This window comes from Acinetobacter sp. G18 (genome assembly GCF_052660225.1).
The window spans coordinates 3,805,362-3,826,007 of record NZ_CP109658.1 but is presented as its reverse complement, the minus strand read 5'-3'; the positions used below and the strand labels follow the sequence as shown (position 1 = coordinate 3,826,007).

At 34.4% G+C, this 20,646-nt stretch carries 17 protein-coding genes; 8 read left to right on the top strand and 9 right to left on the bottom strand.

Annotation, left to right across the window (positions count from 1 at the left end; translation table 11 throughout):
* The first annotated feature begins 21 nt into the window (after nt 1-21).
* On the top strand, nt 22-189 hold the full coding sequence (locus tag NE363_RS18080; RefSeq protein WP_004706093.1) for an ABZJ_00068 family colistin stress protein: 168 nt from the start codon (nt 22-24) through the stop codon (nt 187-189).
* On the opposite strand, the gene nadC is transcribed toward NE363_RS18080, so the two are convergent.
* Nucleotides 186-1,031: a carboxylating nicotinate-nucleotide diphosphorylase gene (nadC, locus tag NE363_RS18075; protein WP_019457906.1), complete on the bottom strand. Its 846-nt coding sequence runs from the start codon at nt 1,029-1,031 to the stop codon at nt 186-188. The genes NE363_RS18080 and nadC overlap by 4 nt on opposite strands.
* A gap of 171 nt (nt 1,032-1,202) precedes the next feature.
* Between nadC and ampD the strand changes: the two genes are divergently transcribed.
* Both ampD and murJ read left to right on the top strand, forming a co-directional pair.
* Nucleotides 1,203-1,772: a 1,6-anhydro-N-acetylmuramyl-L-alanine amidase AmpD gene (gene ampD / locus NE363_RS18070; protein WP_348888648.1), complete on the top strand. Its 570-nt coding sequence runs from the start codon at nt 1,203-1,205 to the stop codon at nt 1,770-1,772.
* 74 nt (nt 1,773-1,846) lie between these two features.
* Entirely contained in the window at nt 1,847-3,397 is a 1,551-nt protein-coding gene (gene murJ / locus NE363_RS18065; RefSeq protein ID WP_171063688.1) for a murein biosynthesis integral membrane protein MurJ, read from the top strand.
* A gap of 48 nt (nt 3,398-3,445) precedes the next feature.
* Here the strand turns inward: murJ and NE363_RS18060 are convergent, their stop codons facing one another.
* The 5 genes from NE363_RS18060 to NE363_RS18040 form a co-directional block, all read right to left on the bottom strand.
* Entirely contained in the window at nt 3,446-4,141 is a 696-nt protein-coding gene (locus NE363_RS18060) for an FKBP-type peptidyl-prolyl cis-trans isomerase (RefSeq protein ID WP_445535571.1), read from the bottom strand.
* 49 nt (nt 4,142-4,190) lie between these two features.
* Nucleotides 4,191-4,913, bottom strand: a complete 723-nt coding sequence (locus NE363_RS18055) for an FKBP-type peptidyl-prolyl cis-trans isomerase (protein ID WP_068934965.1) — start codon at nt 4,911-4,913, stop codon at nt 4,191-4,193.
* Nucleotides 4,914-5,108: 195 nt separating this feature from the next.
* On the bottom strand, nt 5,109-7,292 hold the full coding sequence (locus tag NE363_RS18050; protein WP_445535570.1) for a polysaccharide biosynthesis tyrosine autokinase: 2,184 nt from the start codon (nt 7,290-7,292) through the stop codon (nt 5,109-5,111).
* A gap of 19 nt (nt 7,293-7,311) precedes the next feature.
* The gene (locus NE363_RS18045) at nt 7,312-7,740 is read right to left on the bottom strand and encodes a low molecular weight protein-tyrosine-phosphatase (protein WP_068934970.1); all 429 of its coding nucleotides are present in this window, start codon (nt 7,738-7,740) and stop codon (nt 7,312-7,314) included.
* A complete protein-coding gene (locus NE363_RS18040) occupies nt 7,740-8,843 on the bottom strand; it encodes a polysaccharide biosynthesis/export family protein (RefSeq protein WP_134263436.1) in 1,104 nt (367 codons plus the stop codon). Before NE363_RS18040 ends, NE363_RS18045 begins: the two co-directional genes overlap by 1 nt.
* A 355-nt stretch (nt 8,844-9,198) precedes the next feature.
* Here NE363_RS18040 and tviB point away from each other — a divergent pair, with 355 nt between their 5' ends.
* From tviB to NE363_RS18020, 4 genes are read left to right on the top strand one after another with little or no spacing between them, the layout of a single operon-like run.
* Complete coding sequence (gene tviB, locus NE363_RS18035) at nt 9,199-10,473, top strand: Vi polysaccharide biosynthesis UDP-N-acetylglucosamine C-6 dehydrogenase TviB (RefSeq protein ID WP_068934974.1); 1,275 nt, start codon at nt 9,199-9,201, stop codon at nt 10,471-10,473.
* A 13-nt stretch (nt 10,474-10,486) separates the two neighbouring features.
* Nucleotides 10,487-11,611 carry a non-hydrolyzing UDP-N-acetylglucosamine 2-epimerase gene (gene wecB, locus NE363_RS18030; RefSeq protein ID WP_134263435.1) on the top strand — a complete coding sequence of 375 codons (1,125 nt, stop codon included), beginning with the start codon at nt 10,487-10,489 and terminating at the stop codon, nt 11,609-11,611.
* A 38-nt stretch (nt 11,612-11,649) separates the two neighbouring features.
* Complete coding sequence (gene wecC / locus NE363_RS18025) at nt 11,650-12,900, top strand: UDP-N-acetyl-D-mannosamine dehydrogenase (RefSeq protein ID WP_346791380.1); 1,251 nt, start codon at nt 11,650-11,652, stop codon at nt 12,898-12,900.
* A gap of 52 nt (nt 12,901-12,952) precedes the next feature.
* On the top strand, nt 12,953-14,374 hold the full coding sequence (locus tag NE363_RS18020) for a hypothetical protein (RefSeq protein WP_445535569.1): 1,422 nt from the start codon (nt 12,953-12,955) through the stop codon (nt 14,372-14,374).
* Nucleotides 14,375-14,395: 21 nt separating this feature from the next.
* On the opposite strand, the gene NE363_RS18015 is transcribed toward NE363_RS18020, so the two are convergent.
* The 3 genes from NE363_RS18015 to NE363_RS18005 form a co-directional block, all read right to left on the bottom strand.
* The gene (locus tag NE363_RS18015) at nt 14,396-15,514 is read right to left on the bottom strand and encodes a glycosyltransferase family 4 protein (RefSeq protein ID WP_191000895.1); all 1,119 of its coding nucleotides are present in this window, start codon (nt 15,512-15,514) and stop codon (nt 14,396-14,398) included.
* Nucleotides 15,511-16,545 (bottom strand): glycosyltransferase, encoded by a 1,035-nt coding sequence (locus tag NE363_RS18010; protein ID WP_191000894.1) that lies wholly within the window; start codon nt 16,543-16,545, stop codon nt 15,511-15,513. The genes NE363_RS18015 and NE363_RS18010 overlap by 4 nt, the downstream gene beginning before the upstream one ends.
* Nucleotides 16,546-16,634: 89 nt before the next feature.
* A complete protein-coding gene (locus tag NE363_RS18005; protein WP_445535568.1) occupies nt 16,635-19,034 on the bottom strand; it encodes a hypothetical protein in 2,400 nt (799 codons plus the stop codon).
* Nucleotides 19,035-19,407: 373 nt separating this feature from the next.
* Between NE363_RS18005 and NE363_RS18000 the strand changes: the two genes are divergently transcribed.
* A complete protein-coding gene (locus tag NE363_RS18000) occupies nt 19,408-20,547 on the top strand; it encodes a hypothetical protein (protein WP_445535567.1) in 1,140 nt (379 codons plus the stop codon).
* Nucleotides 20,548-20,646: the final 99 nt, after the last annotated feature.

The window sequence follows — 20,646 nt, the reverse complement described above, 5'->3', positions numbered from 1 at the left end:
TAAAAGTGATGGGGAAAATTTATGCTACAAGGTTTTATTGTATTATTAGCAGTAGTTACTTTTGTTTTAATGGCTGCCGACCCACGAGATAACGGGGCACAAGCGACTCAGTCAGCATGGCAAAAAACACAAGCGGCAGACATAACTAAGTCGCAGAAACAAACCAATAACGATGTGGATTTTATTTAAGCATTAAAACGCATAGATAAATCAACAGCTCTGACGTCTTTAGTCAGGACACCCATAGAAATATAGTCGACACCAGTAGTTGCCACTTCACGCAAGTTTTCAATGGTGATATTGCCAGAAGCTTCGAGTTTACAACGTCCAGCTACATGCTTTACGGCATCAATCATTTGCTGTTGGCTGAAGTTGTCTAGCATAACAATGTCCGCGCCAGCCTCAAGTGCTTGGTTGAGCTCATCCCAAGTTTCAACTTCGACTTCAACTGGTTTGCCTGGTGCAATTTGGTGTGCTTTTGCAATTGCTTGAGCAATACCACCAGCTGCCATAATATGGTTTTCTTTAATTAAGAACGCATCAAATAAACCAAGACGATGGTTTTGTCCGCCGCCAATAGCAACCGCATATTTTTGTGCAATACGTAAACCCGGTAAAGTTTTACGTGTATCAAGAAGTTTTGTATTTAAACCTTCAAGATGCTGAACATATTCAGCAGTTTTTGTAGCAACAGCAGATAAAGTTTGAATAAAGTTTAAAGCAGGGCGCTCTACAGTAAGTAAGCTACGTGCAGAACCAGCAAGCTTTAAAAAGGCTTCATTTGCAGCAACACGGTCACCTTCTTGTTTTAACCAAGTCACCTGTACAGTGTTGTCATAAGCTGAGATGAGCGCATTCACCCACGGCTGTCCAGCTAAAACCATATCTTCACGGCTAATAATGGTCGCGGTTGCCTGCTCATCTTCAGGCGTGAGCATAGCGGTAATGTCACCGTCCCCAATATCTTCTTGTAATGCTTGTTGAATATTGATTTGAATTGACTGTTCAAGCAAAGACTGAGGTATGCTCATACGGTTTCCATTTTGTCGATGACCCTAAAACTTGCGATATATTAGCACCGTCGACTTTAAAAATAAGCTGTTTTATTCGTTTAATCGCGATAAACAATCGTGCTGACTACTTTGAAAAGCACATAACTGTTTTAAACTAAAACAATTGGCAAGCAATTTATTGGCACTTCAATGAAGAAAATCACACCGTATGAAGTTATAGATGGACAATTAAAAGGGGCGAGACAAGTCCCTTCTCCAAATTTTAACCAGCGTCCGACTGGTACCGAAATTCAAATGATTGTGGTTCATAATATTAGTTTGCCGCCATCTCAATTTGGAGGTGGGTATATTGAGCAGTTTTTTCAAAATAAATTAGATTGGTCGGTTCACCCCTATTTTCAAACTATTGAAGGCATGCAAGTTTCTACGCATTTGCTGATTTTACGTAGTGGGGAAGTCCTACAGTTTGTTAATTTTAATGATCGGGCATGGCATGCAGGGCGTTCGAGTTATTTAGCTAAAGTTGAATGCAATGATTATTCAATTGGTATTGAACTTGAAGGAAGTGATGATTTGCCTTTTGAAGAAGTACAGTACAGTGTACTAACTGATGTGGTTACTGCTATTCGTCAAGCTTATCCAGAAATTAAAAACCATATTGCAGGACATTCAGATATTGCACCGGGCCGAAAAACCGATCCGGGACCTTATTTTAAATGGCAGCACTTTAGACAACTGTTAGCACAGAAAAAAACTTGAGTTCATTCATCATTTCACAACGAAAAGATTTTCTAGTTTCATTACAATAGCGACTTTCGAATATATAGCTGTAGGTGAGTACGATGGCATTGTGGCGATCGACTTTTATTGTCAGTGCGATGACGATGTTGTCACGGGTATTGGGTTTAGTACGAGATGTTGTACTGCTCAACGTGTTTGGTGCGGGTAAAGATTTCGATACCTTTGTCGTTGCTTTTCGTATTCCCAACTTCTTTCGAAGGTTATTTGCAGAAGGAGCTTTCTCGCAAGCCTTTATTCCAGTACTAACCGAATATAAAACAGGTCGATTACATGCTGAAGTTCAAATCCTAATTAGTCGGGTATTTGGTTGTTTGCTTATGGTCATGACTTTACTCACTTTCGTGGCTATGGTCTTAGCACCAGCAATCATCTATATGTATGCGCCGGGTTTCCATAATGACCCTGAAAAATTCGATTTAGCGGTCAGCATGTTCCGTCTGACTATTCCATATTTAATGTTTATGTCACTGACTGCTTTTGCCAGCAGTATCTTAAACAGTTATGGTTCTTTTGCTTCCCCTGCTTTTTCACCTGTATTGCTCAATGTCGCAATGATTGCAGGTGCATGGTGGCTTACGCCGTATATGGCTGAGCCTATTAAAGCATTAGGATGGTCTGTTGTCGCAGCAGGTATTTTACAGTTAGCCATACAAATTCCTGAATTATGGCGTAAAAACTTACTGATTCCACCCAAAGTTGATTTTAAACACGAGGGTGTAGAGCGTATTTTAAAATTAATGCTTCCAGCATTATTTGGTGTGTCTGTGACTCAGATTAACCTATTGTTAAATACGATTTGGGCCTCTTTCATGCAAGACGGTTCGGTATCTTGGCTCTACAGTGCAGAGCGTATGACTGAGCTACCTTTGGGTTTAATCGGTGTTGCCATTGGTACAGTGATTTTACCTTCGCTTTCAGCACGTCATGCTGAGCAAGATCAGGAAAAGTTCCGCGGCATGATCGACTGGGCAGCAAGAGTTATTGTGTTGGTTGGTTTGCCAGCAAGTATTGCCTTATTTATGCTTTCTACACCGATTATTCAGGCTTTATTTCAACGTGGCGAGTTTGACCTACGTGATACTCAAATGACAGCACTTGCATTGCAATGTATGAGTGCTGGTGTAATTTCTTTTATGCTCATTAAGGTGTTTGCACCAGGCTTCTATGCGCAGCAAGATACTAAAACACCAGTACGTGTAGGTTTAATGTCAGTTGCCGCAAATGCCATTTTAAACGTTGTATTTATTGGATTCTTTAAACTGATCAATTGGCATGCTGAGCATATGGCGCTTGCATTGGCATCTTCTGGCTCAGCTTTGGTAAATGCCGGTTTGCTCTACTTCTATCTACATAAGCGTAATATTTTCCGATTTGGCTCACATTGGAAAAAACTAGCTCTTCAATATGGTTTAGCAAACCTTGCTATGATTGCAGTGCTTTGGTTTGGGTTAAATTGGTATAATGGTGAACTTTCTCAATGGATCCGTATTGCTGAGGTCGCAGGTCTATGCGTAGTAGGTGTAATCGCTTACTTAATTGGCTTACTGATTACAGGTTTTAGACCGAGAGATTTAAAACATTAAAATAAAAAAGCGATCTTAAATGATCGCTTTTTTTGATCTTAAAAAAACTTATTTTGGCAAAACTTGTAGTAATTCAATATCAAAAATTAAAGTACTATTTGGACCAATACTATCACCAGCGCCTACTTCACCATAAGCAAGTTTAGCTGGAATAAAGAAACGGGTTTTACCGCCTTCTTTCATTGTTTGTAAGCCTTCTGTCCAGCCTGTAATCACCTGATTCAATTGGAAATCGACAGGGTGATTACGTGCAATTGAGCTGTCAAAGACAGTTCCATCGAGTAAACGACCTTCATAGTTCACTTTTACTCGAGAGGTAGCTTTAGGTGTTTTACCCGAACCTTCTTTTAATACCTGATATTGCAAACCTGATTTAGTTGTAATCACACCAGATTTCTTCGCATTTTCTGCAAGAAAAGCAGCCCCTGCTTGGGCATTTTGTTGCCCTAATTTTTGAAACTCAACGAGCTGTTTAGCTTCTAAAGTTTTTTTATACTCATTAATCGCTTTCGCCATTTCTTCATCAGTGAGGCGTGCTGACTTGTTCTGAGCACCTTCTTGAAGACCTTGATAAAAGATATCAAGATTTAAATCTGTTAATGCATCAGTATTATTACGTCCCATTAAATAGCCATAACTATAGCTAAACTGATCTTTTGCTGGGCTTTTATTTGTTATCGGCGTGGCAGCAAGAACAGATAAACTCATTGTTGAGGCTGCAATAACCAAACTAATTTTTTTCATGCCATTTTCCAAAAAAACAGGAGAGTATAATTACTCTCCTGGATTGTTATTATTTCACTGAAATGAGTTCTACATCAAAAATCAGTGTACTGTTTGCTGGGATCCCTGGAACTTCTTGTGGACCATATGCAAGGTTTGATGGAATAAAGAAAGTCGCCTTTCCGCCTTCTTTCATAAGTTGAAGACCTTCAGTCCATCCTGGAATCACCTGATTAAGAGGGAACTCGATAGGTTGACCACGTTTATAAGAACTATCAAAAACCTGACCGTTAATTAAACGACCTTCATAATGGACTTTAACAACAGACTGTGCTGTTGGCTGCTTACCAGTACCTTCTTTAGTAATGATATATTGCAAACCTGATGCAGTGGTTTTTACCCCAGCTTTTGTTTTGTTTTCAGCAAGGAATTGTGCATCGGCAGATTCAGCAGATGTGCCTGCTTGCGCTGGTTTATCTGGGTGCTGCATTTTTTGTTGTAACTCTTTTTCATAAGCTGCAACAGCTGCTTTTAAATCTTCTTGAGTATAAGCACTTGGCTGTTTGCTACGAGCATCATGGATCCCTTGAACAAATGCCTTTGTATCCAGTTCTGGAGGAGTTTGTTGCGCAACCTCATACCCAAGCACATAACTGATTTTTTGAATTGGAGAAGCATTTTTGTCTGCTTTACGTCCAACTTCTGTGGTCGGATGTTGAGTTGCATAATATACAGGTACAAGTGCAGCACCGCCTAAAACTACAGCGACAGCAATGGGTAAGGCTTTACTCATAAAAGGTTCCAAAAATAATCATTTGAGTCTAAAAGGCTGCTTCGATCTTAGCATGCTTCGACTTAAGCATAGAATGTTTAACAAAAAAAACGAGTGGTTTTTTTATATATTTTAGTTAGTTTTAATTTGGTGAAACTTAAAAAAATTAAATAAAAAAACCGGATCACTTGATCCGGTTTTATGAAAACTTGAAACTTAGTCTTCTTTTTGTGCTTTATAGGCATAGGCGTAATTATAACCATAGCCATAACCTGCACTAGCACGTTGAATATCATTAAGAATAAAGCCGTTGACTTTAACACCAGCTTGTTCGAAACGGTTTAGCGTTAATTCAAGCTCTTTCATTTGTGACTTGGCGTAGCGAGCAACAATTAAGTTCACACCAGTATATTGTGAAATAATAATACCATCAGTTACTGCAAGTACTGGTGGAGTATCAATAATAATGTGGTCATATTGACTTTGTAGCTGTTCAAGTAATTCTTTAAATTGTTTAGAACCTAAAATCTCTGAAGGATTTGTAGGACTCTTACCACGAGTAATCACATCAAGATTCGTAACTTGGGTTTTATGTAATACTTGTGATAAATCAGCTTGTCCACTTAACAGTTCAGAAAGACCAGGTTTTACATCGACATCGAAGTATTTATGCATATAACCACGGCGCATATCGGCATCAATCAAGAGTACTCGTTTGTCACCTTGTGCGAAAATAGTTGCAAGGTTGGTCGAAATAAATGATTTACCTACTTCTGGTGAAGGACCTGCAATCATAATGATATTGTTTTTTGCATTGGTTAATGCGAAGTGAATCGCAGTACGAATACTGCGTAAGCTTTCAATTGCAATATCATCACTATTTTTAACAGCAAGAATAGGAATATTCTTTTTCTTCTTTAAAATTTTGATACGACTTTCTTGAATTGGCGAACGTGGTACAGTTGCATATACAGGTAAATCCAGTTCATTTTCAATTTGTCCAGAATCCTTAATACCAGTACGAAGCATATTGCGAAGTAAAGCAATAAGAGTACCAATAAAACCACCCAAAAATAACGATAAAATCAAGACTTGAATTTTTTTCGGTTTAATTGGCTTAATTGGTTCAACAGCTGTGTCAACAACACGAACATTTCCGATCTCACCAGCTTTTGCAATTCGTAGTTGTTGATAAGAGTTTAAGAGCGCTGTATAGAGCTGAGTTTTTACTTCTACTTCACGATATAATTGAAGATACTGACGCTGTACATCAGGTAATTGTTTTAACGTACTATTTAACTCACCAATTTGTTTATTAACGGCTGCAAGTTGCCCGTTAATTTCACGCATTGCTGGGTGTTCGGCGGTATATTTTGCCGCCATTTCAGCTTGTTTTTGTTGAAGCGTTGCTTTTTGGGCTTCTAAAGTAACACTTTGAGTTAAATAAAGCTCAGACTCTTTAGTTACATCAACTGTATTATATTGTTGACGGAATTTGTTAAATTGGCGCTCCGCATCATCAAGCTGTTTCTTTAGAGTTGGAAGTTGTTCATCCAAAAATTTTAATGTTTGAGCAGTTTCAGCTGAGCGACGTTCAATATTTTGTGCACTGTAAGTAGCCAAAATCGCATTTAAAACTTTAGTAATATGTTCTTGATCTTGGCCTTGATAACTTAATCCAAGTATTCCAGTTAATTTACCACGTTCAGAAACAGAATAATTTGAACTAATCGCATTAACTGCGGCTGGTAAAGACTGTTTACTTATATTATAAGTTGTATCAAATTGATCTTTGGTGAAAATCGAAACTTTCCATGCACCATGTGGTCCAGTCACTTGATTTATACGATTTAGAGGAAGAGTTAATATAACTTCTTCAGTTGCTGGATCTGTTAAGCGTAAAGATTGTTTATCAAAATTCAGATGTAAATTTTTATCTAAATAATAAGCAGGTACTACGAATTGACGGACTTCAAAACTTTTTTCATCGTCTTTGAATAAAACAGATTTATTATTATATTCAGTTTTATACTTAACATTGCTTAATAAACGATGAGTAAAAGTGTTTTCTGTGCTAGAAATTCGTGTATCTAAGTTTAAGTCCTTGATCACAGAGCCAAGGACTAAGCGAGATTTTAAAATTTCAATTTCTGCTTGAGCTGGCGATTTCTGTTCAATCATATTAGATAAATCGCCTAGTAAAGCAGCAGAAGCTCCTTTACTATCTTCTACCTGAACCAATGCATCAACTGAATAAGTATCCGGTGTTACACGTAAATATAATAAGGCACATACAAGGCTTAAAATAAGGCAAAGGGCGATTAATTTCCACTGTGCAATGAGTGAAAAAAACAATTCTTTTAAGTCAATTGTATCTTCGGTATTAGTATTTTGGTTCATAAGCTTAAATATCTAAATGTTAAATATAAGGTGTCCAGTCAGCCACGCATTTTTGAATGAGTTGGCAAGTATCATCAAACACAGCTTGATCATGGCGGTATGGATCAGGCACATTTCTGTTTTGCCAATGTCCCAAGCGAAAAGTTTTACCTTTAGCAAAAGGCCATGTTTGCTCGATATGCTTTTGCTGGTTTTGACTCATAACTAAAATGAGATCGGCTTTCTTAATATGTTCCGCATTTAGCTTGCGTGCGATATGCGGTTGCATATCAATACCTAAACGTTGCATGCAGAGTAAGGCTTTTTCATCGGCTTGATGACCAGTAAGACCTGAGATGCCTGCAGATTCAATATTTAATAGAGGATATTGCTGTTTTAATAAATATTCTGCCATAGGACTACGGCAGATATTTCCAATACAAACTACCAAAATATTTTTAAATTGCATTAGTTTTTTCCCAAACGGTCTACGTTATATAAAGCACTTGAGAACGGAATAATCTGGTTGATAACACGTTGCCAGCGAGTTAGACCTGTAGCATCAACATAGATAATATCATTACTACGTAACTTAAATTGATTCGCTAAACCAAAGTCACCAATACTCATCAGATTTAAATGGTAGAGTTCTGTTGAGCGATCATTTGGGTTGGTACGTAAAACATAAATACGGCTAGCACTAGCTGATAATGGATTTAAACCTAGACTTTCTCCCAAAGCATCGCTTAGGGTCATGCCTTGGTCACGCATAGGTAATGCTTGATTTTTACCAGCCTCACCCATGATATAAATCTTTTGGTTTTCACGAGTGCTAACATAAATAGTATCGTTAGGCTGTACTAAAAGCTTATTTAATGAATAACCTGCTTTTTCTAATTCAATTGTATTGAGTTTATAGGAAATACCATTACGAATTAATTGAATATATGTATTATCACCAAGTTCGGATACTCCACCAGCCATACCAAGTGCAGTATAAATACTCACAGGTTGATCACTTAAATAAAACTGCCCAGCGCGACTTACACTACCTTGTACTGAAAAGCGTTGTCCTTCATAAGATAATACACGTACCACTACATCCGGATTTTTTAAGAAACGTGCAAGTTGGGTGCGTAACTCGCGGTTAACTTGAGCTAAGGTTTTTCCAGCTGCTTTATAACGACCAACTAGGGGGAACTGTATATATCCACTTTGATCAATAGGATAGCCATTTGCCTGAATAGACTCCTGATTACTAATCGTGTTTACTGGAGGTGTAATTTCAGGATAGGCCCAAAGGTGAATAGATAGAACATCACCTGAGCTTAAGCGATATATAGGCTGCTGATTTTTAAATAATGCAGAGTAGTTACGATTATAGTCAATTTGAGCGGGTTGAATTGCTGGTAATGTTTCTTGAGTAATTTTAACCACATTTACTGTGGTTCCGAGATCTGTTTTATACACACCTTCATTTGGAATATCGTAAGTTTGTAAACCGGAAGTAACTGCACAACTGGCAGCACTTAAACTTAAGGCAAGAACAGAAAAAAACTGGCAATACTTCACACGCAACCCTTTGTGTATTTATCTTTAATTGATATTGTCCACTGCATAGTAACAAGTGTCTATTAAACGCAGGATGAGCCGATTCTAGCTCAAAAAAGAACAAAAGACACTGAAAAATCGTAGAGCTTTGTATGTTTTAGTTTATCTAGACGTACTTTTAGGCAAAACTCATTTAATCGAAATATCAAAAACGTATTAGTTAAATTCAATTAATAAATTGCCGTATCGGTATTGTAAACACATTTATACAATTGATGTTCGGGTATAACTTAAAATCTGATATAGTACTTTGCGTTGTAAGTGCCAAAAGCATGATTTATTAGATATAAACTCTAAGGAAAAAGGCTCGTTTTATATGCAAATTGCCAAGTTAAAAATAGCAATTATTGGGTTAGGCTATGTTGGCTTGCCTCTGGCAGTTGAGTTTGGGAAAAAAGTTCCAGTTGTAGGCTTTGATATTTATCAAAAACGTATTGATGAGCTTGATAGTGGAATAGACCATACCTTAGAAGTTGCTAGTGAAGAATTAAAGCAAGCACTTCATTTAAGTTATACAACTAATCTAGATGATCTTAATGATTGTAATTTTTTTATAGTCACAGTTCCGACACCAATTGATGACTTTAAACAACCTGATTTAACCCCTTTAATAAAAGCTTCTACCAGTATAGGGCAAGTATTAAAAAAAGGTGATATCGTTGTTTATGAGTCGACAGTATACCCTGGTGCTACAGAAGAAGTTTGTATCCCTGTTTTAGAAAAAGTGTCAGGACTAAAGTTTAATCAAGACTTTTTTGCAGGCTATAGTCCAGAGCGTATAAATCCTGGTGATAAGCTGCACCGTGTAACCAATATTTTAAAAATTACTTCAGGATCTACACCTGAAATCGCTGATTATGTCGATGAGGTATATAATCTCATCATTGAGGCAGGAACTCATAAAGCGCCAAATATTAAAGTAGCCGAAGCAGCCAAGGTAATTGAAAACACACAACGTGATGTCAATATTGCTCTTATAAATGAACTTGCTCTTATTTTTAACAAGTTGGGCATTGATACAGAAGATGTTTTAAAGGCTGCTGGAACTAAATGGAACTTTTTACCATTTCGACCAGGGTTAGTAGGTGGGCACTGTATTGGTGTAGACCCGTATTATTTAACTCATAAAGCACAATCTATCGGCTTACATCCAGAAATTATTTTAGCAGCACGTCGCCTAAATGACAGAATGGGTGAGTATGTAGCAACTCAGCTTATTAAAGAGATGGTGAAACAACGTATTCAAGTAGTAGGTGCCCGTATTTTAGTCATGGGTCTTAGCTTTAAAGAGAACTGTCCAGATATTCGTAATACAAAAATTGTCGATTTTATTAAAGCATTAAAAGAATACGATTTAGATTTAGATATATATGATCCATGGGTAGATGATACAGAAGTCCAACACGAATACGGTTTAGCGCCAGTTAAAGAGCTAAAGCAAGGTGTGTATGATGCTGTCGTGATAGCAGTCGCTCATGATCAGTTTAAAACTATGACTGCGCAAGAGTTTCATGCATTAGGTAAGACCGATCATGTACTTTATGACTTGAAGTATGTATTAGATCAAGAAGAATCATCGATACGTTTATAAGGAATTATTACAGGTGAAGAAAGTTTTATTGGTATTTGGAACAAGACCAGAAGCAATAAAAATGGCGCCTTTAGCCTTGAAATTACAACAGAATACTCAAGAATTTGAAACAAAGGTTTGTGTAACTGGTCAGCATCGCCAAATGTTGGATCAGGTTTTGGAATTATTTGATCTGAAACCAGATTTTGATTTGAACTTGATGAAACCAGGTCAGACTTTGTCTGATGTTACTTCGGGTGTGTTAAAAGGTTTAGAGCAAGTATTTGAACAGTGGATACCAGATATTATTTTGGTTCATGGTGATACTGCGACGACTTTTGCTGCTTCATTAGCCGGTTACTATCATAAAATTAAAATTGGACATGTTGAAGCTGGTTTGAGAACGGGCGATCTTTATTCGCCTTGGCCAGAAGAGGCAAACCGAAAACTTACAGGTGTTTTGGCAAATTATCACTTTGCTCCTACAGATTCTTCTTACCAGAATTTAATCAAAGAAAATGTTAAACCTGAAACAATTATCGTAACAGGCAATACTGTTATCGATGCACTACTGCAGGTAAAAGATAAAGTTGAAAAAAATCAAAAATTAATTGATAAATTTGAACAGAAATTCAATTTTCTAGATAAGAGTAAAAAGTTAGTTTTAGTTACAGGCCACAGACGTGAAAACTTTGGACAAGGTTTTTTAAATATTTGTGCTGCTTTAGCGAACCTTGCGAAAAGATACAGTGATATTCAAATTGTATACCCTGTGCATTTAAATCCAAATGTACAAAAGCCAGTAAATGAGCTGTTGTCAGGGATTGATAATATTTTCTTAATTGATCCGCAAGACTATTTACCATTTGTATATTTGATGAATCGTAGTTATCTGATTTTAACTGATTCTGGTGGGATTCAGGAAGAAGCGCCTTCTTTGGGTAAGCCAGTATTGGTAATGCGTGATACTACTGAGCGTCCTGAAGCAGTGGAAGCGGGCACAGTCCGTTTGGTAGGAACGGACGTTAATACGATTGAAACGGCTGTATCTGAGTTGTTAGAAGACACATCATTATATAATGCTATGGCTGATGCTTATAATCCTTATGGTGATGGTACAGCATGCCAACAAATTATTGATTTCTTAAAACGAAATTAAATAGAAGTTTTATTATTTTATTTTAAAGTATTGAAAATATGAGTACATCATTTAAGCATATCTGTGTAATTGGTTTAGGTTATATTGGTTTACCTACAGCAGCAACATTTGCAGCCCATGGTATTAAGGTTACAGGTGTAGATGTAAATCAACATGCAGTAGATATGATTAATCAGGGTAAAGTACATATTATTGAACCTGATTTAGATGCCTTGGTCCGTGATGTAGTTGCTCAAGGCAAGTTATCTGCCCAAACTATTCCCACAGAAGCTAATGCTTATATTGTTGCTGTACCTACTCCTTTTAAAGATGATTATCAACCTGATTTAAAATATATAGAAGCAGCTTCTAAGGCAATCGCTCCATTCTTAAAAAAGGGTAATCTAGTCATTCTTGAATCTACTTCACCTGTTGAGGCGACTGAACAAATGGCAGCTTGGTTAAGTGAGGCTCGTCCAGATTTAAGTTTTCCTCAGCAAAAAGGAGAAGAAGCAGATATCCTCGTTGCGCACTGTCCAGAACGTGTTCTACCAGGTAAAGTTTTACAAGAACTAATTAGTAATGATCGTATCATTGGTGGAATGACTCCACGCTGCTCAAAAGCTGCGAGTGAGTTATATCAAATTTTTGTAAAAGGTGATTGCATTGAAACAAATGCAAGAACTGCTGAAATGTGTAAATTAACGGAAAACTCTTTTCGTGATGTAAATATTGCTTTCGCAAATGAGTTATCGATGATTTGTAATAAGCTCAATATCAATGTGTGGGAGCTAATATCATTAGCAAATCGCCATCCACGGGTAAATATTTTACAGCCGGGTCCTGGAGTTGGAGGCCATTGTATAGCCGTTGACCCTTGGTTTATTGTGGCGAAAACACCTGAACAAGCCCAATTAATTCGAGCTGCACGTGAAGTTAATGATAGTAAGCCAGAATGGGTAATTGATCAGGTTAAAATTAAAATCGCTGATTTTTTACAATCTAATCCAACAAAGACAATCAAAGATGTAACTATTGCTTGCTATGGATTGGCATTTAAACCAGATATTGATGATTTAAGAGAAAGCCCAGCTTTAGAAATTACAAAAAAACTAGCTGAGCAAGGATTAAATATTTTGGCAATTGAGCCAAACATTGAGAAATTGCCACAAACAATGCCAGATAATGTTCAATTAACAGACATTGAAGCAGGCTTAGAGGCGGATATTTATGTTGTTTTAGTAAAACATAAAGAATTTAAAAGTCTGCATTTAAATACTGAAAAAGTAATTAATACCTGTGGTCTATAATTAAATGTCCATAATTAAAAACTTTGGATTTGTTTATGTAAGATTGTTAATAGTGATGTTACTTTCTTTAGTAACATCAAGCTATATTTTACAAAGACTTGGCGCGGATGATTATGGACTTTATAGTGTAGTTGGTGGTGTTGTTATTATATTGGCTTTTTTAAATAATGCCATGGCAGTAACAACACAACGCTATCTAAGCTTATATATAGGTGATACAGAAAGATTAATTGATACTTTTAAGATATCAAAAGGTATACACTTAAGAATCGCTTTAATAGTATTGCTGTTGAGTGAAACTTTTGGACTTTATTTTCTAAATCATTATTTAAACTTTAATGCGAATAGATTGTTTGCAGTTAATGTTGTATATCAGTTTTCTGTGTTTTCTATTGTATTAATGATTTTAAATGTTCCATATTTATCACTTCTTTTGGTAGGACAAAAAGTAAATTTTTATGCTTTGGTTGGTATTTTGGAGGCACTATTAAAATTTACATTAGCTTATTTTTTAATTTTTGTAGATTCTGACCGACTAATTGCTTATGCAGCTTTACTTTTTTTAATTTCACTATTTACATATAGTTTATATTATTTTTATGCTATAAAAACATTTAAATATATAAAAAATGTTGGATCTTCTTTTGATGTCAAAACTGCGAGTGAAATGATTTCATTTGCTGTATGGAATCTTCTAGGGGTTTTAGCTGGTTTGGGTCAAAATGTAGGGGTTAATGTTTTACTAAATATATATTTTAAACCAGAAGTTAGCGCCTCACGTGCACTCTCACTGCAAATATATAATGCTTTTAATACAATTACGAGCAATGCTCAGGTTGTATATAACCCAATTATTATTAGAAAGTATGCTGAAAACCCAGAAGATGCACATGGATATGTGTTTATATTTTCGACGCTTAGTTTCTTCATGTTAGCCTTTGTAATTGTACCAGTATATTTTTATCTTGATCCTTTATTAATATTTTGGCTTAAAAAAGTTCCAGTTTTTCTTGAAATATTTATAAAAATTATGTTTTTTGAGTTGCTTATAGCTTCTATTATTGGACCATTACATAGTTTGATACAAGCCACAGGTAATATTCGAAATTATCAAATAGTAGTGAGTAGCTTACTGTTGTTGAATATTCCAATTGGATGTTTGCTCTATGAAAATGGGTACTCGCCTGAAGCAATTTATTATGTTTCAGTTGTTCTAGTATTTTTAAGCTTTGTAGTGAGATTAATATTTTTAAGAATGATGAGCCTGATCAATATTTTAGAATATCTAAAAAAAGTAATTGCTCCAATCCTTATAATGTCATCTATCATTATATCTATTAATTTGTTTGTGGATGTAACTGTTATAACTAAACTTATAGTTTCTGAAATTATAATTATTGTTTTTTCAGTGCTTATGTTTTTGTATAACAAGGACATAAGAAATATATTAGTCAGTATGAAAAGAGCTAAATAAATTTAGCTCTTTTTTTTATATTTATTTTTTATTGGATATTTGCTCAATAAAATTTAAATACTTTTTAGTTCGATCTAGGCTTGTACCAAATCTTTTAAGATTAATTTCACCTTTTTCAATTAAGTCTTTACCTTTCTCTGGATTATTATATAAATTTATAATAGCCTCAGCATATGCAGTGGGGTTAGTCGCTTCACAAAAATAAGCACTATTATTGCAAATATCTCTAGAAAAGCCAAAATCAGAAGCAATAATTGGTTTTTTCATAAACATGGCTTCTAAATATGTGGCAGAGAAGACTTCTAGTAATGTGGGGATAAATGCAATATTACTTTGTTCGTAGATATTGGCTAGTTGATTTATATTAACTTTACCAATGTATTTGATATACTGGTCATAGTGATCAGGAAAATTAAGTTCATTCTTATTGATAGTCAATATGAATTTAAAATTATGGAAATTAAATTTATTGGTTAATATTTCTATAATACTAGGAATAATTGTAAGATTTTTATGTGGATAGTTTGCTGTTAAATATACTATATTAAATGTGTTATCAAGATGTAAAGGAATCTTCTGCCATTCATCTGGTGAATTAAAAATTTCATTTAAAGTGTTATTTGCAACAAAAACATTTTTGTTGAAAGAATATTTTTCTTTATAAATATTTGCAGCATCTTGAGTTTCAAAAACTAAAGCATCAGAGTATTTTTTAAAACAGTAACTTTTAAAATATGCTAGTAGCTTACTATATAATTTATCTTTAATAGAAAGCTTTTTAAAATAGGGTGAGTCTGGATAAATAATATGAGGAATAGCAAATCCTACAAGCTTCGGATAGTTACTTTTATGATAAGATGGACCAAATACAGTAAAAATACAGTCTGGTTTAATCTTGTCTTCTAAACTTTTAACTTGCTGAATACGCGTTTTTTTAGAAAAAGCTGCATTTTCAGATAGCTTATAAAATTTAAAATTATTTGGAAAATCAACTTCTCCAAAAGCTTTCGCCATATTGGGTGATTGAATAACATGATAAATATGATCAAAGTTTAAATTTTTAAGATCTTTTAAGAAAGAGATGGCAACCTGAATACCACCACCAGCAAAAAGATTTGAATTATCAATAATTAAATTCATATATTTTCCAAGAAACCTTTTACCCAAACATCAGTGTTTCGATAATGCTTATAAAAAAGATAAGCATTATTCGAAACATTTTTGGCGTAATTTTCATCACGATAAAGTAACATTACTTTAGTTAAATCTTCAGTTGTGCCATTATAAAAATTACCATTTACATTATTAATAATGGAAAAGGCTTCTCCACCAGTAATAGCATCTTTGGTCGTAATAAAACCAGTACCATAAGAAAAACATTTCTGAACAGATAAACCTGCTTGGCCTGGAGAAATACAAACTACCGCACGTTGCATAATAGGTAATAGCTCTTTATCAGAAGTAATCTTTCCATGTAAAATAATATTCTTCTCTAAAGAATGTTCTGCAATGTAGTTTTTAATATTATCGAATTCATCACCATCGCCTACAATTTCAAGCTTTAAAATATTTTCGTCAATTTTTAAAAGCTGATGATAAGCTTCAATCAGGGTGAATATTTTCTTTTGCTTGTAAAGAGAACCGATGAATAAAAATGATTCAAAAGTTTTATTCTGAATATGAAACTCAGAATTTTCAGCAACAGTATTATATGCGACTGACATTTTAGAACTGTCGACCCCTAAAGCCTTATATTTAATTAAAGGATAATTTTCATAAAAAATAGCAAAATCAAATTTTTTTAAATAAAAAACTCTTAGGTAATCAAGTAATGTTTTTTGATCATATGATTTTGTATAAGATGCTGCTACACCAATGCCAAATATTCCTTTTTTATAATTTGTCTTTTTTAAAGATTCAAGAAATAAATTTATTACACGGGCATTAAATGGATAAATAACGACATCATATTTATCTAAACTCCCAACTTTATAATAAATGAAAGGCCCTTTATGTTGAATTGATAGTTTTTCTTGTTTAAAGAGAGTGTTAGGCTGAGTCTGGTCAGCATGGGCAATCGTAAGATCTACTTTATCTGCAATTAAATTGAAAAGAGGAATGCGATAATGTTCCAATTTATCTGATATGAAAAGAACTTTTTTAGTGTGCATATAACGTAAATCAGTAGGTTGGGCTGGTTAATCATAACATTTTTTATTATTTAAAATGTTTTATCCTTTATCAGTTTTTAGTAATCTATTTATATTTTCAAAGGAACTTTAGTCGTCAATTGACCAAATTCTATATCGTATTCTATATTACTGCCTTGACTTTTAATAAATAGTGGTTGATTAATAATCTTGGATAAATATGGATAAATATTTCCCACTTGTCTGCAAGAGCCTTGGTTGCATATCGTTACTATTCCATCAGGAAATACATCTAATATTTCACCTGTTTTTAAGGCAGGAATAGTTAAAATTGGAGTATTTCCAGCAAGGAGTTGAATGTTTTGCAAGGTTATCGGTAGTTCTTGTTGCATAGAGACATTTTTTAATACAATTTCGTCTTGATTAGAACAGGCTTTCATCCAACGAAAATTAATTGCAGTAACTTTTGAAAAATCAAAATTATAAAGGGCAGACTTCATATTATAATTTGTGTTGGCGGGCATAAGCGTGGTTAACATTTGTTTTGGTGCATCAAGGTAGCTAATATTTGTTGTACCTGTATGGTTAGGAACAACATTAAGATAATAATCCCGGTAGGATCCATTGACATCCTCAAGTTGTGCATTAATGACTGCACAAGATGATGAGCTATTTAAGTTGTTTGATTTTACAGAGTAATCAATAGACATTTGTCGGGCATGTGTTAGATCAAGTATGCCGTTTTTATTCGAAGTAAACCGTACGGTATTAATTAATGATCCTCGATTTGTAGTATTAATATCAGCTTGTTGTTTAGCATTTTGAATCATATAAGCTTTTGGTACTAGAGGTATCATATTCTGATTGTTGGTTGAGTGCACATTGCTTAGACGTAGCATTATGCCACTTGCATTTTTTGCAGTAATACCAAGTGGAGTACTATTTTGATTAAGGGGGACATGCTGTGTCTGTAGCATAAGTTGGGCAAAATAAGGATTCGCGTCATCAACTAAATACCAATTTCCCGTTTGTAAAGTTTTCTTTGCAGTTGAATTTAAGGCCTTGCCTGTTTGCAAAGTACGATTAACTATACCGATTATACGAAATAGTCTTGTTGTGTAGGGATTAGCTTCCAGATCAGATTGAGTGGTTCGTATAGAAAAAGGCAAATTCAGTGCTAGTGTTCGTGCCAAAGTTGTTGAAATGTCTTCAACTGTTGTTGCAGGGTATGATGGTTTTTCTGACAATAAACCAATCCAGCCGAGTTCTGCGGGCATTAAGCTATTAATTCGCTTTGGTAAGACTTGTTCTATTTTATAAGAGTCTAAATATTGAATAGATGCTAGGGTTGAGTAATCGGCTGTCGCCATTCGACTCATATATGGCCACATTCTTGCGACGTCGCTAGAACCTTGAGTTAGAACCTTTTTATTTAATCGTGATAATATATTAATTTGCTGTTCTGCATTATCGTAAGTGGGATCATTTCCCTCAGCAGTTGCTAGCTCTATACCATCAAAGTAAATCATTCCAGGATTCACTTTATTTACTACGTCTGCTATTTTCTGCGCACTAACATTTTTTATATTTTCTTTCATGTTAATGATATAGTCGTTACCATGGCGTACGAAAGCATTATTTTTCTTAAGCAAACTATCTTTATTCGCGGCAAAGGGATCATTGGAAGATATTAGAGCTGTTAAAATGTGCAATCCAATCTTCGTGTTGTGTTGAGCAGCTATCTCAGAAACAGAAGCTAAGCCATTCACGCCATGTGGATAATTAGCCATATTAATTGGATATGAGCCAAAAGTTTTTGCCCAAGTCCAAGCATAGATCAATACATAAGGAAAAGCGCCTTGTTGTGCTAAATCTAGAACCTTGGTCGCATTATGTTCGTTTAAGTCGATGAATAAATAACTATCTTGCTTAACAGTAGGAGATGTCTTATCTATAACTTTTTGTATGGCTGCATTTGGATCTGGAACCCAAATACTTGGAGTTTGTGCTAAATAATTGATGTCTTGAGGATTGCCAGTCAACAAGTAAAACTCATTTAAATTGCGAGTATTGGTATTTATATTGTTTATAGGACCATTGCATATTTTTAGAGCTGAATTTGGTGGATTTGGATTAACTTTTTGACTTGCTCCAGCCAATATCATGAGTGAGCTTGTTGAGCCTGATATGATAGGAGGTTCATAATATCCATGAGTCTTGGTTTTATCCCCAGAGATATCAAAACACCAATTATCACTACCTTGTACTTTTACTTTATAAATATTTGCACTTTTGATAGATGTGATCTTTTGAATATCCAAATGCGCATTTGCAACAGGATTATTAGGTATATTTAACTTTCCAATGTAGTCATTTGATGAACCACATGTAACATTGATCGAATCGGAACTGGTACATTTATAAGAAGTTTCGTTAGTCTGAGCTATGACTTTTGTTGCGCAACTACTTGATATAAATAAAAATAAAATATAATGTCTTATAGTAGCCATGATCTGCCTATGCTCTTAAAATTTACCTGAATAAATTTTTCTATAGAAATGAAGCTTTAGTTTCTCTTCAAATCTCAAATAATTACCCTTTTAGTATATGTTATCTATCATTGTAACGTTAGACTGAAGATATGCGAAAGAATTTAACGATGTAAGATGGTTTTTCGCAGGTTTGGAATGTTAACTTTTAAAATTCAATAAGTTATGGTGATACTTTCAAAGCTTGTTTTTGTCCATAATTTACGATTTAGTACATTTTCATTAAGATTCTAAGCAAGACAAACCTTCTTAAATGTTCTATTTTTTTGTATTATTGTGTTTTATTGCAACAGTATTTGATGGGTTTTATTTTTAGTATAAAATACGTGAAATTTTGATTGCAAGTTTACCTAAAATTAATGGTTCAAAGAGAATTTCTTTTGTTATGAAAATTTTAGTAGTTGCGTCAAGTGTTGGAAATACTGCTCCAGGTAAAGTTTTTTCTGCGTATATCAAAAGATTAGCTAAAGACTATCAACAAATTGATATTATTTCTTTAGATTCAAATGAAACAATAAATTCTGAAATAATTCAGATGCCCAAAGTTCATCCAAGGTTGAAAAAATTATCTATTAGCTGTTTTGGGTTGGATTTATTCGATTATTATTACGCATATAATTTGCAAAAAAGAATACAAGAAAAGTCATATGATGTTGTTATAACTATGATGTCAGCTCACAATTTTTTACCATTATATGTCGGTTACTTACTTAAAGAAAGCAACATTAAGTGGGTGAACTATTGTGTTGATGCAGTTCCTGTGCCTAATGGATGGGGGGTATCGCAGTATTATTCTAATGGTTTGATTAGAATGATACGTAAATATATGGCTAAGGCCGATAAAATATATTTTTCTAATGAAGTTATGCTGAAATATCAACTTGATATATTAAATGGCTATTTTAAAGGCAATTCTGGTGTTTTATATACGTTACCAGATATTGAGTCATTAAATTTGCCAACTACTAAAAAAGATGAATTTACTTTACTGTACACTGGGGGGATTTATCAAGCTCGCAAAGTTGATCAACTCCTTATTGCAGTTGAAAAACTTATTTTATCTGGCCTGAATATAAAATTAAATTTTGTTGGGACTAATCCAAATTCAGTTGATTTAAATGTGGTCTCGCCAGAGACTAGATTACATATTAAATTTTTTGGTTACACGCGTGATTTAATTCCTTTTTATGAGGAGGCAGATTTATTGATAGATATTGATGCTGATATTGAAAATGACGTTTTTATTTCGAGTAAATTTTTTAATTACCTCATGATTAATCGTAAAATTCTTTGTATTACAGGGAAGAATAGTCCTGTGACTAAATTTGTTCGCGATATGAATATCTCTGATATATCAATTGTTTCTCATGAAAATGATGATATTTATATTAATATTAATAGAATTATTTTAAATGAAAGAAACATAATCAATAGAAATGTTAACTTTCTTTACTCAGGTAATATAAGTGTTTAAGGATGAATATTTTACCTGGTTACTAATTTTATTATATTTTTATACATTATGTGTAGTTCGGGGGGATTTGTTTTTATTGTCGATGATGATTTAGCAGAA